The organism is Phormidium sp. CCY1219, assembly GCF_055795085.1.
In genome coordinates this window covers 1-14,099 of sequence record NZ_JAYFEQ010000251.1, presented here as the reverse complement: position 1 = coordinate 14,099, position 14,099 = coordinate 1, and the positions used below count along the sequence as shown (strand labels likewise).

The 14,099-nt window shown below is 49.7% G+C and carries 9 protein-coding genes; 8 read left to right on the top strand and 1 reads right to left on the bottom strand.

The features are described 5' to 3' along the window. Positions 1 to 134: 134 nt before the first annotated feature. On the bottom strand, positions 135 to 1,613 hold the full coding sequence (locus AC0QH1_RS02775; RefSeq protein WP_324629284.1) for a site-2 protease family protein: 1,479 nt from the start codon (positions 1,611 to 1,613) through the stop codon (positions 135 to 137). Between the two features lie 3 nt (positions 1,614 to 1,616). Here AC0QH1_RS02775 and AC0QH1_RS02770 point away from each other — a divergent pair, with 3 nt between their 5' ends. The 8 genes from AC0QH1_RS02770 to AC0QH1_RS02735 all read left to right on the top strand — a co-directional run bounded on the left by AC0QH1_RS02770 (position 1,617) and on the right by AC0QH1_RS02735 (position 14,017). Further along, complete coding sequence (locus AC0QH1_RS02770; protein WP_324629283.1) at positions 1,617 to 2,273, top strand: MBL fold metallo-hydrolase; 657 nt, start codon at positions 1,617 to 1,619, stop codon at positions 2,271 to 2,273. Positions 2,274 to 2,832: 559 nt separating this feature from the next. Then, positions 2,833 to 3,297, top strand: coding sequence for a hypothetical protein (locus AC0QH1_RS02765; protein ID WP_324629282.1), 465 nt, complete (start codon positions 2,833 to 2,835; stop codon positions 3,295 to 3,297). Between the two features lie 125 nt (positions 3,298 to 3,422). Further along, positions 3,423 to 5,312, top strand: a complete 1,890-nt coding sequence (locus AC0QH1_RS02760; RefSeq protein ID WP_324629280.1) for a GAF domain-containing protein — start codon at positions 3,423 to 3,425, stop codon at positions 5,310 to 5,312. After that, positions 5,293 to 5,697, top strand: a complete 405-nt coding sequence (locus tag AC0QH1_RS02755) for a sensor histidine kinase (RefSeq protein WP_324629279.1) — start codon at positions 5,293 to 5,295, stop codon at positions 5,695 to 5,697. Before AC0QH1_RS02760 ends, AC0QH1_RS02755 begins: the two co-directional genes overlap by 20 nt. A gap of 13 nt (positions 5,698 to 5,710) precedes the next feature. After that, positions 5,711 to 6,151 carry a response regulator gene (locus AC0QH1_RS02750; RefSeq protein ID WP_324629278.1) on the top strand — a complete coding sequence of 147 codons (441 nt, stop codon included), beginning with the start codon at positions 5,711 to 5,713 and terminating at the stop codon, positions 6,149 to 6,151. Positions 6,152 to 6,155: 4 nt separating this feature from the next. Beyond that, positions 6,156 to 7,412 (top strand): sensor histidine kinase, encoded by a 1,257-nt coding sequence (locus AC0QH1_RS02745; RefSeq protein WP_324629277.1) that lies wholly within the window; start codon positions 6,156 to 6,158, stop codon positions 7,410 to 7,412. A gap of 277 nt (positions 7,413 to 7,689) precedes the next feature. Next, positions 7,690 to 8,172, top strand: a complete 483-nt coding sequence (locus AC0QH1_RS02740; RefSeq protein ID WP_324629276.1) for a hypothetical protein — start codon at positions 7,690 to 7,692, stop codon at positions 8,170 to 8,172. A 136-nt stretch (positions 8,173 to 8,308) separates the two neighbouring features. After that, positions 8,309 to 14,017 carry an AAA family ATPase gene (locus AC0QH1_RS02735; protein WP_324629274.1) on the top strand — a complete coding sequence of 1,903 codons (5,709 nt, stop codon included), beginning with the start codon at positions 8,309 to 8,311 and terminating at the stop codon, positions 14,015 to 14,017. The last annotated feature ends 82 nt before the right edge of the window (positions 14,018 to 14,099 follow it).

Below are 14,099 nucleotides of genomic sequence, written 5' to 3'. Positions count from 1 at the left end.
GTGAGCTTGGGGAAATATTCGAGCGTAGCAAGAATAAAGTCTTACCAAGCCCTTCCCTTTAGGGATGGGGTTCCTGAGTGGGCCTCAATCGTGAATGGTTCGTTCGATCTCCCTCAAGAGGGTATCTCGCTTCCCTATCCCTGTAACCAATTCATCACCAGGTTAGGAGCGGGTAAAATAATCAGTAATAATACCGCGATCGCCAACAGCCCGCATAAATCCCGTCGGTTATCCAATTCGCTGATATCATTCAGCGCCGGACTATCAATAATTGGCATAAAAAATAAAAATACCGCCAACAAAAACCAACTGGGTTGCAACACAGCCAATCCCAACACTAAAAACCGCGACACTTGACCGATGCGCGCCGCCTGACGCTGACCGAACATCCCATGGACGATATGACCGCCATCGAGTTGACCCACGGGCAATAAATTAAACGCGGTGACAATTAACCCAATATAGCCGGCGATCGCCACCGGATGCAGGTCAATTCCCGAGGTAGGGGTCAGTTGCGACCCCAGGGCAAATTTACTCAACAGCAACAACAACAGGGAAAAAGTCGGATCTAAAGCGTCAATCGAGAACATGCTCGGGTCTTCCGGTAACTCCACCACCGTGGAATTCGCCAATCCCCAGAACAAAATCGGTAGCGTCACCACAAATCCGGCAATCGGTCCGGCGATGCTGATATCAAACAACACCTTGCGATTGGGTATTGGCGAGCGAATCTGCACGAATGCGCCAAAGGTGCCCAAAAAGATGGGAAAGGGAATGAAATACGGCAGGGTGGTGCGGATATTATGGGCGATCGCCGCCACATAATGCCCGGATTCGTGAATCCCTAAAATGGTCATCAGGGAAATCGCATAGGGCAACCCTTCCACCAGTAGCGCCGGTTGCGATTGCAGGGTTTGTGGGGAAACCCCCCCCAGGGTGGTGCCCACCACGGTGGTGGTAAATAGGGTAATTGCCGCCAAGGATAACGCCAGCAGGGGTTTGTTTAACTGCGAGCGATCGGGGGTGGGGATGATATTGGGCACCAGGATAAAAAACGGTTTTCCGTGGAAATCTTCTTGGAAGATAATCGCAAAGCGATCGCCGAATTTCCCTTCAATATTCTCTCGAATCCGCTTGTAAGCCACTTCCGGGGGCGATCGCAACTGACCCCGACAAATAATCGCCTGGGGACGGTAATCTAGTTTGTGCAACGGATAAACCGTCCAGTCAAAACAATCGCGCAGCTCTTCTTCTTCCTCGGCGCTGATGGGGCGCACGTCGGCAAGCTTGGGGAGTCCCCCCTCCTTGTGTTCGGAGTCCGATTCCTCGGGGGATGGGGTCGCGACCCCTTCCGTAGGGGGCGGGCGAAAATCCCGACGCCCCCAGGAAAAGGCAAACCAGTAAATTATCGGCGAGAGGATAAACGAACCCACCGCCACCTCGGTGGGCAAGGGTTCGTTATTCCCGTGGACGACAAACCAGGCGGTCCAAATAAATGCCGGGGTCATCAGTACCAACCAAAGAACCCATAGCGGCGTGCGCGTCAGATGAGCGACGCGAGTCCGTAAAATAATGTATGTAATTATCCCTAGAAGCAGTAACCAGAAAACCATGCTATGCCCAAACAACCACGGGCTGTGCTTGACGGCATTTTTGCCTTTCCCCCCAATCGGGAGACCTTAGGAGGCACAGCCTATCTTATTGTAGAAAATAACGCCAATCTGTTGGTTGATTGTCCCGCCTGGGACGAGACGAACCAGCAGTTTTTGCAGGACATGGGTGGGGTGCGCTGGCTGTTTATTACCCATCGCGGCGCGATCGCCAAGGTTAAGGACATTCAGCTTGCCACCCAGTGCGAAATTGTCATTCAAGAACAGATTGCCTATCTGTTGCCCGGATTAACCGTGACCGCATTTGGGGGCGATCGCACCCTCAATTCTCTTTACCAGGGGATTTGGACGCCCGGCCACTGTCCTGGATCGGCTTGTCTCTATTATCCCCCACATGGGGGGGTATTGTTCTCGGGACGTCATTTGTTGCCGAATCCTCAAGGGGATCGCGCGCCCCTGCGAACGAAGAAAACTTTCCACTGGCCCCGGCAAATTCGCTCTACTGCAGCTCTGTTGGAGCGCTTTTCTCCGGATACCCTGGCCTATATCTGTCCCGGTGCTAATACTGGCTTTTTGCGCGGCAAACGGGCGATCGAGAATGCCTACCAGGGGTTATCTCAGTTGGATCTCGATGCCTGTCTGCAACAACAGCCCCCGCTTTGAGACTCTCTAGGGGGCTAGAAACCGGGTTTGTCTATTCTCTGGTTGCGAATCAGGGACGATTTGGACCCGGTTTCTCCGGGTCGGGGATCCGTCCCTCGGGGGTGGAATGGCTTTTTAGCACATTTAGTTTGCATATTTTGGGCAGATTGAATGGGGGACAGAGCCTCGCTGAGAGTTTATCTAGGCAGGGACAGGGAACAAGTTTGGGGCTTGGGGGATAATATGCAATTTAAGTGAAGAGAGATTGGGGAGCAGGAGAGATGGTGGGGGGCACTTGGGGTCAGGGGAGGGGGACAAGAGGCGATCGCCTGTAGGCCAAGAGTTGGTAAAATCTGACATCTTGCACCAGCAACACCCGGCGTGGGTTTAAACCCACGCCTAATATATGAAGTCGGTTTTAACCGACTGAAATGCTTTTACTATAAGCTTTTGAGTCGGTTTTTAACCGAATGCAAGCTATGAGGCGGGAGATTTATCCCTCGCCGGATCGTGCTGCAGGCCAAGAGTTGGTAAAATGCAACGGATACGAGTGCTGTTGAATTAAAAGCGAGAATTTGTCATGAGTGCTGCCACTGCTTATCCGAATGCGCCTGACCTATCTGGGGAGGATTATCTCGTTGTCGGGTTGGCAACCTGCTTTCTCAAGGAAGATGGGGAAGTTCATCCGGTGAAAATTGTCGAACCGATTCCGTCTGCTGCGTTAGAAGCGATTGTCAAGGGGATTCCCACGTCGTATGAAATGGCTTGTGCCACCACCTTGGGGGCAGTGTTAGAGGGGGAAACGGTGAAAATGTTGCCGGAATTTCCGCCGGAAGCGCAAATTTGCGATGATTTTGTTTCGCGGGCGATCGCGGCAACGCGGACTTACAAGAAACGGGAAGAAGCGCGCGATTTAATTGCGCCGGGAAGTATCTATCGGGAATTTAACTACTCCACGGAGCGCAAGCGGGTTCTGAATTCGGAAAATCTCGTGCGCCCGGAGGACAATATCAAGCAGCACGAATATACCCATAAAGTGCTTTAGCTTTCGCCGGTTTTCCAATTGTCGGGAAGTGTCAAGAATGGGGCTTTATCGGGTTGGATTTTGCTCCCTTTGCCCCATTTTTCGTTAGCATGGAAGACCAACATGGTGCAGGAGGAGAATCGGGCATGATGAGTGAACATCCCGACGGTGGTTTATCGGAATCGATTAATTTAACCAACTGCGATCGCGAACCCATTCATATCCCCGGTTGCATTCAGCCTCACGGGGTGTTATTGGTGCTGCGAGAACCGGATTTGACCGTAATTCAAGTGAGCGACAATACCCAAGTGTGGCTCGGGATTGCCCCGTCAGCGCTGCTGCAAACAAACTTGGCGGATTTGCTCGATCGCGATCGCATTCAAGCGCTGCAAGCGGCGCTCGATCTCGACTCCCTCGATGCTCTCAATCCCTTTCACGTTTCTATCCCCACTCCAAACCAAAACCAACCCTTATCCTTCGATGGCATATTGCATCGCAACCCGCAGGGTTTACTGCTGCTAGAACTCGAACCCAACGGCGATCGCAAAACCCTTTATTTCCCCCAATTTTACCAACTGGTGAGAGCTTCATCCACTAAGTTGCAAAAATCCGCCTCTTTGGCAGACCTGTGTCAAAACTTGGTTAAAGAAATCCAGAGAATTACTGGGTTTGACCGGGTAATGGTCTATCAATTCGACCGGGACGGACATGGCACCGTAATTGCTGAAGAAAAACTCGCCCATCTTTCGCCTTATTTGGGATTGCACTACCCGGAATCGGATATTCCCAAACAAGCGAGAAAATTATACCTGGAAAACTGGCTGCGATTAGTTCCGGATGCCACCGCTGAGCCAAGCGCCATCGTCCCAGAAATAAATCCGGTCACGAACTATCCTGTGGACTTGAGCTTTTCTCTGTTGCGAAGCGTTTCTCCCATTCATCGAGAATACCTGCAAAACATGGGCGTCAGCGCTTCCCTGTCGATTTCTTTAGTCAAAAAACAACAACTGTGGGGATTAATTGCTTGTCACCATCATTCTCCCAAATCGGTCTCTTATGAAGTCCGTCAAGGATGTGAATTTTTGGGACAAATCATTTCCTCGGAATTGGCCAACCGGGAAGAAGAGGAAGATTACGAGTATAGAATGGAGGTGAAAGATAAAACCTACCAGTTGATTAATACCCTTTATCAATCCGATCGCAATCTGGATGTATTGGCCAGCCAAACGGAAAAGTTACTGGAGTTGGTCAACGCTGAAGGAGTGGCCGTATGTTGGGGCACATCCGGCGCAAAAAGCGGCAATACGCCGGGAGAAGAGGAGCTAAATGAGTTAGTAGAATGGTTGGACGCTACGGTGGATGAGGAAATGATTTCTACTGACTCTCTATCCTGTATTTATCCAGAAGCAGAATCGTTTAAAGCGGTGGCCAGTGGGTTGCTGGCTATTTCGCTTTCTGCTAAGTTTAGTAACTATATTTTGTGGTTTCGCCCGGAAGTGACCCACCGGGTGAAGTGGGCGGGAAATCCGCATAAAGCCGTGGAAAGCCACGATGAAAATGGGGAAGTGTATTTGTCTCCTCGGAAATCGTTTGAAATCTGGCAAGAAACCGTGCGCGGCAAGTCTTTACCTTGGCAGGGGTGTGAACTCGATGCTGCTTTAGAATTGCGAACTGCCATTATCAATATTGTATTGCATCAAGCGGAGGAATTGGCGAAGTTAACCCAAGAACTGGAACGGTCGAATGCGGAGTTAGAACGGTTTGCCTATATTGCTTCCCATGACTTGCAAGAACCGTTGAATTTGGTGTCGAGTTACGTGCAGCTTTTAGAGCTGCGCTATAGCGATCGCCTCGATGAGGATGCGAAGGAATTTATCGGGTTTGCGGTGGAAGGGGTGAACCACATGCAAGACCCGATCGATGATTTGTTGGAATATTCGCGGGTGGGGTCGCGGGGGAAAGAATTTCAACCCACGGATGTGGAGGCGGTGGTCAAAGCTTGTTTGATTCACTTGCTTGCATGCGATCGCAAATAGTGGCGCAACAATTACTTACGACTGCTTACCCACTGCGATCGCAGATACCACCCAACTGCGACAACTGTTTCAAAACCTCCTGGGAAATGCCATCAAGTTTCGCGGGTCCAATCCCCCAGAAATTCACATCGGCGTACAACGTCAAGCTACCCACTGGTTGTTTTGGGTGCGAGACAATGGCATCGGCATCGAACCACAATTTCTCGATCGCATTTTTATCATCTTTCAGCGCCTGCACCTGCGCGAGGAATATCCCGGGACGGGTATCGGATTGGCAATTTGCAAGCGGATTATCGAACGTCACGGGGGTAACATTTGGGTGGAGTCTAAAAGAGGAGTTGGTGCTACCTTTTATTTTACAATTCCCCTGAAACCAATCTCTTAAGTGTAACGCACAGATGGAACGCGGCCAATCCCCCAAACTCATCCTTCTGGTAGAAGACAATCGAGGCGACGTGCGCTTGATTCAAGAAGCGTTGAAAGAAACCACCGTGGCACACCAAATGGTTGCGCTCAAAAATGGAATAGAAGCCATGAGTTACTTGCGGCGCGAAGGTGAGTATGCGGGGGCACAGCGACCCGATCTAATTATGCTGGATTTGAATTTGCCGAAAAAGGATGGGCGAGAGGTGCTGGCAGAAATTAAAACCGATCCAAAGTTAAAACGGATTCCGGTGGTAGTGCTAACCACCTCCAAAAACCAAGAAGACGTTTGCCGTAGCTATGACTTGCACGTGAATGCTTACATTACCAAATCCGGGAGACTCGATCGCGTATTCAACGTTGTTAAAATGATTGCAGAATTTTGGTTAGAAATCGTTACCCTCCCATCGGAATAAAATCATGCCAGAACATGCCGTCAAGATACTGTTAATCGAGGACAATAGCGCTGAGGCTCGATTGTTGCGAGAAGTGCTAGGCACCACGGAACCGATGCAGTTTTCCATCGTCCACGTACAGCACTTGCGCGAGGGGCTAAAGCAACTTGCAGCGGAGAGCTTTGATATTATTTTATTGGATCTAACCTTACCCGACAGTGCTGGGTTGGAGTCTCTATCCACCCTGGTGCCCTGTGCCCCCACGGTGCCGATCGTGGTGCTGACGAATACCAATGACGAACAATTGGCTCTGGAGGCGCTGAGACAAGGGGCGCAGGATTATTTAGTCAAGCGGTTGGTAAATATGGAGCGGTTGGGGCGTTCTTTGCACTACGCGATCGAGCGCAAGCAAATCTCTTTAGCGTTGTTGAAAGCGAATGAAGAATTAGCCGAAACCAACGCGCGCTTGAAAGAAGAAATCCGGGAACGGGAGAAAGTGCAAGCGGAATTAGAGCGCTCGAATCAAGAACTAGAACAGTTTGCCTATATCGCCTCCCATGACTTAAAACAGCCCTTATCGAGCATTTCCTCTTGGGCGCAAATGTTGGCCATGCGATCGCGCGGGAACCTGGATGAAAAAGCCGACCAATGCATTAATTATATTCTCGATGGCACCGGGCGAATGCAGCAATTAATCGAAGACTTGCTAACCTATTCCCGCGCCGGGAGGATGACAGAGAGTTTCGAGGCGACGAGTTGCGAACAACTGGTGAAAGAGGCGATGGCGAGCTTGGAAAATGCGATTTCCCAAAGCGAGGCGCGCATTACTTGCGATCGCTTGCCCACGGTGATGGCGGATCCGGTGCAACTGGAGCAACTTTTCCAAAATTTGCTCGATAACGCCCTGAAATACTGTCAACATAGAACGCCACAAATTCATATTTCTGCCATGTTGCAACCTGCCCCATCTAGCGATAGCAAATCTCAGGCAAAAAATGGCGATCGCAGCGCCGATGGACCGGATGAGTCCGAATGGGTATTTTCCGTGATGGATAATGGTATCGGCATCAATCGCGAACATTTCGATCGCATTTTTATGATTTTTCAGCGCCTCCATCGGCGCGATGAATATCCCGGAACCGGAATTGGGTTGGCCACTTGCCAAAAAATCGTAGAATATCACGGCGGGCGCATTTGGGTCGAGTCCGAGGTAGGTTGTGGCTCGACTTTTTATTTTACCCTACCCGCGCAACGCTCTGAGTCAAACTCCGAGAAACAATAGGCAGATATGGAAGGATTTGGCGGGTCTATTTTTGGGTGTGAGGAGTTTTGATTTTTTGACCCCTGCTAATCTTTATCGTTTATTTAATTTGGCTATCTTAACTTTAGCAAATTCTCAAGCGATTTTTTAAAATACACAAAAAATACTTCCCGAGTTATAAGGGCTTTTTCCAAAAAACGAGCGGCAGCAAAGTGGGGGAGTTTATGAGAGCAATCCATCGTGTTATAATCCATAAGCGTTGAACGGATATTTAGCCGCCAAATAGGAGAGTTACGCGATGAAATTACTACCGATAGAACGGGAAACGATGACCGAACGAATCGAATCGGTAAAAGCAGGGGCGATCGCCTCCCTGTCATTCTTGCTAATTTTTGTCATTACCGCCCTGCTTAACGAGACAATAATTGCGCCACAATTTGCCAATAGCGCCCCCCTATTTTCCAGTCAACCCCTGCTTTTCACCACCGCCAGCGCCGGATTTATGGGGTTTTTGTTTGGCGTCACCTATCGCTACATCATTCGCGCCGACAATAACGTTCATTTAAAATCCGGTGCGGTTCTTGCTTTTGGACTGGTGCGCGCCCTGGCTAAAATCGAGATAGAATTGTCTTTAGAAGGGCGAAATTTGGCGATTTGGGAAAGCATTTTGCCCGCTAGTGCGATCGCGATCGAGAGCATTTTAGGGTTTGCCGTGGCAGGGGTGATTTTGGATGCAGCGATCGCGCGAAACTGGGTCAAACCCTTTGACTCAGAGTCGTAGGCAAAAAGTAGTAGTAGGGGGGGTATGCCCACCCGACGACTAAATTAACCAGAATCTATAAATAGGAAGATGTATTTGATTCCCCAGGCACGTAGGATGAAAAAGAAGCTACTGTGTCTGGAGATAAAAGGCAAGCATGAGGGTTTGGCTTCCCGGGTACCATTGTCAACACATATTACTAGAAGATGTCAGTACAGCAATCTATCGGGGTCAACGCGATCGCGATGGGGCATCGGTTTTGGTGAAATCGCTCAAAACCGAGTATCCCACCCAGGAGGAAAACGCCCGCTTGCAAGCGGAATATAACCTGCTGAAATCCCTCGGCGCAGCGGGTATCGTGAAACCGATTAAATTAGAAAACTATCGCCATCGGTTGGCATTAATTCTCGAAGATGTGCCCGGGAAAACCTTAAAATATTTCATTCGCGATCGCCAGCAGGGAGGCGTAGATTCATCCCATCCCGAATTCATTCCCACCTTTTTAAAGAGTGCCATTCAAATCGCTACTATTTTGGGATACCTGCACGATCGGCAAATCGTGCATCAAGATATCAAACCCGAGAACTTCTTAATCGATCCAGAAACCCGGGAAATCACCCTCATAAATTTTAGTATTGCCGCCCAGGTTTCACAACAGCGCCCCACCCCAGACAATGCCATCGCGATCGCCGGAACCCTTGCCTATATGTCTCCCGAACAAACCGGGAGAACGAATCGCCAGGTAGACTATCGCAGCGACCTATACTCATTTGGCATTACTTGTTATGAAATCCTCACCGGGCAGTTGCCATTTAACACCTCCGATCCGCTAGCATTAATTCACTCCCATATTGCCAAAACCCCCATATCTCCCGATCGCGTTTCTAGCGCGGCGAACCCCACCGGGGAACGCGGCGTGATTCCCCAGACGATTTCCGATATGGTAATGAAACTGCTGGCCAAAACTCCCGAAGAGCGATATCAAAGTTCCTATGGCATCAAAGCGGATTTAGAATTATGTTTGCATCAACTATATGAAACCGGAAAAATTCAGCCCTTTACTCCGGGAACTCTGGATCGCTCCGGGCAGTTTTCCATACCAGAAAAACTGTACGGGCGGGAAACAGAAATCGGCCAATTAACCGAGGCGGTTCATCGCGTTGGTGGCGGGAGTACCGAGATGGCGTTAGTGTTGGGTTACTCGGACATTGGTAAAACCCGACCGATCCGTGAAATTCACCCGGTAATTCTCGACGAAAATGCCTATTTTATCGGCGGTAAATTTCATCAATACCAGGGTCAAGTTCCTTATGCGGCCTTCATTCAGGCATTCCAGGAATTGATGCACCAACTCTTATCGGAAAATGCGGCGCGGATTGAGGAGTGGAAAGGGAAATTAATCGCGGCGTTGGGAGAAAATGCCGGGGTAATTGCTGAAGTGATTCCGGAAGTGGAATGGATGGTGGGGGAAATGCCGGCGGTTCCATCTTTACCCCCTACAGAAGCACAAAATCGCTTTCATCGCGTCTTTCAGCAGTTTATTGGCGTATTTCGCAAACAAGAACATCCCTTGGTGTTATTTTTGGATGATTTGCAGTGGGTCGATGCTGCTTCTTTAAATTCAATCGAACGGTTGATGAGCGATCGCAATGGCGGATATCTGCTGACAATCGCCGCTTATCGCCACAATGAAATCCATGATACTCATCCTTGGCGAGAAACCCTGCAGCGCATTCAACACAGCGAGGCGCGAGTGGAGAAAATTACCCTTTCTCCGTTAAACTGGGAAAATGTCTGCGCCTTGGTTCGCGATACGGTACATACCGAAAAAAGCGCGGATTTAGCGGAATTGGTGTTTGAAAAAACTGCCGGCAATCCGTTTTTTATCGCCCAATTGCTGAAGTCTTTGCATCAAAAAGGATTAATCGGGTTTGACTTTTCAGCACAGCAATGGCGCTGGGATTTGGAGGGAATCAAACAAGCAGCGATCGCCGATAATGATATTTCCCTGACCTGCGATCGCATTCAATCCCTTTCCGCATCGGCACAAACCCTATTAAAACAGGCGGCTTGTATCGGCGTCAAGTTTTCCTTACAACTGGTAGCAGAGGCGGTAGAAAGCTCCCTTTCCGCCACCGCTAGGGAGTGGAGCGCGCCCCTAGAGGCGGGTTTAATTGTGCCGTTAAAAGAAGGAGAAAACCTGCCCGTCAAGCTGCAGGAAAATGCCCCCCACCTCACCCCGTGGGAAAGGGAGAATGAACCTGCGGCGATCGCCTATCAATTCGTTCACGATCGCGTGCAGCAAGCGGCATATTCCCTGATTCCAAAGGCACAGAAACCCCAGATGCACTTGAAAGTGGGACAACTGCTGCGCGATCGCACCCCCGATGACGAATTATCGGAACGAATTTTCCCGATTGTCAATCAATTTAATCTGGGAATATCGGCAATATCCGATGCCAATCGACAACTCGAACTTGCCGCCCTCAATGCGATCGCCGGTCAGAAAGCAAAGAGCGCCAGCGCCTATGAATCCGCCGCCAAATACCTGCGCGCCGGACTGAAATTGCTGCCAGAAAATGCCTGGGAAACCCACTATTCTCTCACCCTCACACTACATGTAGAAGCCGCTGCTGCCGAATATTTAAACACCAATTTTCAAGAAGCGGAATCCCTAGCCGACGTGGTGCTGGATCGGGGGCGATCGCTTCTGGATAAAGTCCAAATTTACGAAACCCAAATTCAATATCATATCGCCCAAAACCAACTTGCCTATGCCATTGAAATCGGGGTGGGCGTGTTGGAAATGTTGGGGGTATCTCTGCCAAAAAATCCTACCCCAGAGCAAATCGATCGCGCCGCCGTACAGACCGAATCCGCTTCGACCGTAGAGGGCATCGAAGATTTAGCCGCCCTGCCAGAAATGACCGATGCCCATCAACTGGCAGCGTTACGGATATTAATGAATATAACCGCGCCGGCTTATATTGTCAATCCGGCTTTGATGCCGTTAATTGTCTTGAAAATGGTCAATCTGTGCGTCGAGTCGGGCAATTCTGCTTTAGCCGCTTATGGCTATGGGTATTATGCGGTAATTCTGTGTGGGTTGAGAGGAAATGTGGAGGCGGGATATCGGTTTGGCAAGCTGTCTTTGCAGCTCTTACATCGCTTTAATGCTAAATGGCTCAAGTCCAAACTGTATGTTTTATTTTATGCCGCAGTGCTGCACTGGAAAGAACATCTAAAAAATACCCTCATCCCCTTGCGCGAAGCGGTGCAAAGCGGCTTAGAAACCGGGGATATCGAATATGCCTGTTACAGCGCTCAACTGCATTATCAGGGGTTGTTTTTTGTGGGAGTAAACCTGGAGGTTGCAGCGCGAGAACAAGGGGAATGGATAGCATTATCTCGCCATTTCAAACAACAGTTTCAGGAAGACTATGCCAGCCTATGGCGACAATTAACGTTAAACTTACAAGGAAAGGCAGCCGACCCCCTACAATTGGTGGGGGAGGACTTTGATGAAACCGAAATTTTGCCCCGGGCGATCGCCAATGGCAACCAACAGCTTGCCTGCTGCATTTATCTGGCAAAATGCGTGTTATGTTATGAGTTTAAAGCGCATTATCAGGCGGTGGAAAATGCCGATTTTGCGGTAAAATACGAAGCGGGGGTAACGGGGCTATTTAACCGGGTGGTGAATAACTTTTACGCTTCATTGTCTTTGTTGGCTCGCTATCCGTCGGTTTCTCCGGCGCAACAAAAGCGCGATTGGCAAAGGGTGGGGGACAATCAAACCGAAATGAAAGCCTGGATGGAAAGAACGCCGGAGAATTACCAACATAAATTTGAATTGGTAGAAGCGGAAAAAGCCCGGGTTTTGGGAGAAGAAATGACGGCGATGCAGCATTACGATCGCGCCATTTTGGCTGCCCAAAAATTCGGCTATCTCCATGAAGAAGCCTTGGCTAACGAGTTAGCTGGGGAGTTTTATATCTCGCGCGGTACGCAGAAGGTGGCGCAGCTGTATTTGCGCGATGCCTATTTCGCCTATCAAAGTTGGGGGGCGATCGCCAAATTGCGCGATTTATCCCAGCGCTATCCCCAGCTTCTCGCTTCGGCACTTCCCCGGCAAAATTCGCCGATCGCTATTCATCAAACCACCCGCACTCAACGGCAGGCGATCGCCTCCTCTTTCGATGTTTCTACGGTGTTAAAAGCCTCGCAAGCGATTTCGGATGAAATCCGGTTCGAGCGGTTGCTGGATCGGTTGATAAATGTGGTTCTCGAACATGCAGGGGCAACGACGGCATTTTTATTATTGCAGCGCCAAGGGCAGTTAAAATTGATTGCCCACGGCGGTACGGATCGGGAAACTTCTATGCATTTAAACGGCATGGCGATCGCCTCTTCTCAGCAGTTGCCTAGGGGGTTGTTTAATTACGTGAAAAAAACTCTGTCTGCGGTGGTTTTGAATGATGCCACTCGGGAAGGGCGGTTTACGCGCGAACCCTATATTGTAGAAACTCAGCCTAAGTCAATCCTCGGGTTGCCGATTCTCTATCAAGGTCAATTTCAGGGCATTTTGTATCTGGAAAATCCCCTAACCGAAGGGGCATTTACCCCGGAACGAGTGGAAGTCTTAAAGCTATTGTCTTCTCAGGCGGCGATCGCTTTGGAAAATGCGCGGCTTTATGGGGAATTGCAGGGATATTCGCAAAAGCTGGAACGACAAAATACTCGGTTGCTGGAGGCGAATCAGTTATTAAGTGCAGAAATCACCCGCCGTCAGCAAGTGGAACGCGATCGCCAGGGGTTGCTCGAACAGTTAGAATTTAAGCGCGAACAGTTGGAAGCGGTGTTGCAGCAAATGCCGGCAGCGGTCATCATCGCCGAAGCACCTTCGGGAAAGCTGATTCTAGGCAATGACCAAGTGCAGCAGATCTGGCGTCAACGGTTTTTGGCGTCGGATAATATGACCCAATACCACCAGTGGAAAGGGTTTCATCCCGATGGGCGCAGGTACGCCGCTACAGACTGGCCCTTAGCCCGTTCCCTGGCGCGCGGTGAAGCGATTATCGGGGAGGAAGCCGATATCTTGCGCGGTGACGGCACCTATGGCACAATACGCCTAAGTTCCGCTCCCATTCGCAATCGCGACAATCAAATCGTAGCGGCAGTGGTGACGTTCTACGATATTACCGAGAGCAAGCAGGCGCAAGCCAAATTAAAAGCCTCCTTGCAGGAAAAGGAAGTGCTGCTCAAAGAAGTCCATCATCGGGTTAAAAATAATTTACAAATTATTTCGAGTTTGCTCAATTTACAGTCGGGGTATATCGATGACGAACGCATGTTAGAAATTTTTAAAGATAGCGAGAACCGGGTGGCGTCAATGGCGCTGATTCACGAACAGCTCTATCAATCGGAAGACTTGGCAACGATTGAGTTGGAAGAGTATCTGGAAAATCTGGTAGCCAATTTGTTGGCTTCTTATGAAGTCTATTCCGAAATGATTGCCATCCAGGTCAATGTGGAGCCAATTTCTCTGGGAATCGATGCGGCGGTTCCTTGCGGGTTAATTATCAACGAATTGGTGTTAAATTCTCTGAAACATGGGTTTTCTACCGGAGATGGGGGGACAATATGGATAGAGCTTGAGGAAAACAGCGATCGCTACTGGCAACTCAGGGTGGCTGACAATGGGGTAGGATTTCCCGAGGCAATTGATTTTCGCAATACCGAATCATTGGGATTGCAATTGGTGATGACCCTGGCAAACCAACTGCAAGGGGAGGTTTCACTGACGCGCGATCGCGGCACGGAATTTACGATTACGTTTCCTAAGTCTAGCGAAGTAGAGAGATAAGAGCGTCAGGAACCCCATCCCTAAAGGGAAGGGCTTGGTAAGACTTTATTCTTGCTACGCTCGAATATTTCCCCAAGCTCAC

Bases quoted from the DNA above. Each gene is read 5' to 3' on its own strand.
- AC0QH1_RS02775 (WP_324629284.1), bottom strand. From the start codon at position 1,613: ATGGTTTTCTGGTTACTGCTTCTAGGGATAATTACATACATTATTTTA.
- AC0QH1_RS02770 (WP_324629283.1), top strand. From the start codon at position 1,617: ATGCCCAAACAACCACGGGCTGTGCTTGACGGCATTTTTGCCTTTCCC.
- AC0QH1_RS02765 (WP_324629282.1), top strand. From the start codon at position 2,833: ATGAGTGCTGCCACTGCTTATCCGAATGCGCCTGACCTATCTGGGGAG.
- AC0QH1_RS02760 (WP_324629280.1), top strand. From the start codon at position 3,423: ATGATGAGTGAACATCCCGACGGTGGTTTATCGGAATCGATTAATTTA.
- AC0QH1_RS02750 (WP_324629278.1), top strand. From the start codon at position 5,711: ATGGAACGCGGCCAATCCCCCAAACTCATCCTTCTGGTAGAAGACAAT.
- AC0QH1_RS02745 (WP_324629277.1), top strand. From the start codon at position 6,156: ATGCCAGAACATGCCGTCAAGATACTGTTAATCGAGGACAATAGCGCT.
- AC0QH1_RS02740 (WP_324629276.1), top strand. From the start codon at position 7,690: ATGAAATTACTACCGATAGAACGGGAAACGATGACCGAACGAATCGAA.
- AC0QH1_RS02735 (WP_324629274.1), top strand. From the start codon at position 8,309: ATGAGGGTTTGGCTTCCCGGGTACCATTGTCAACACATATTACTAGAA.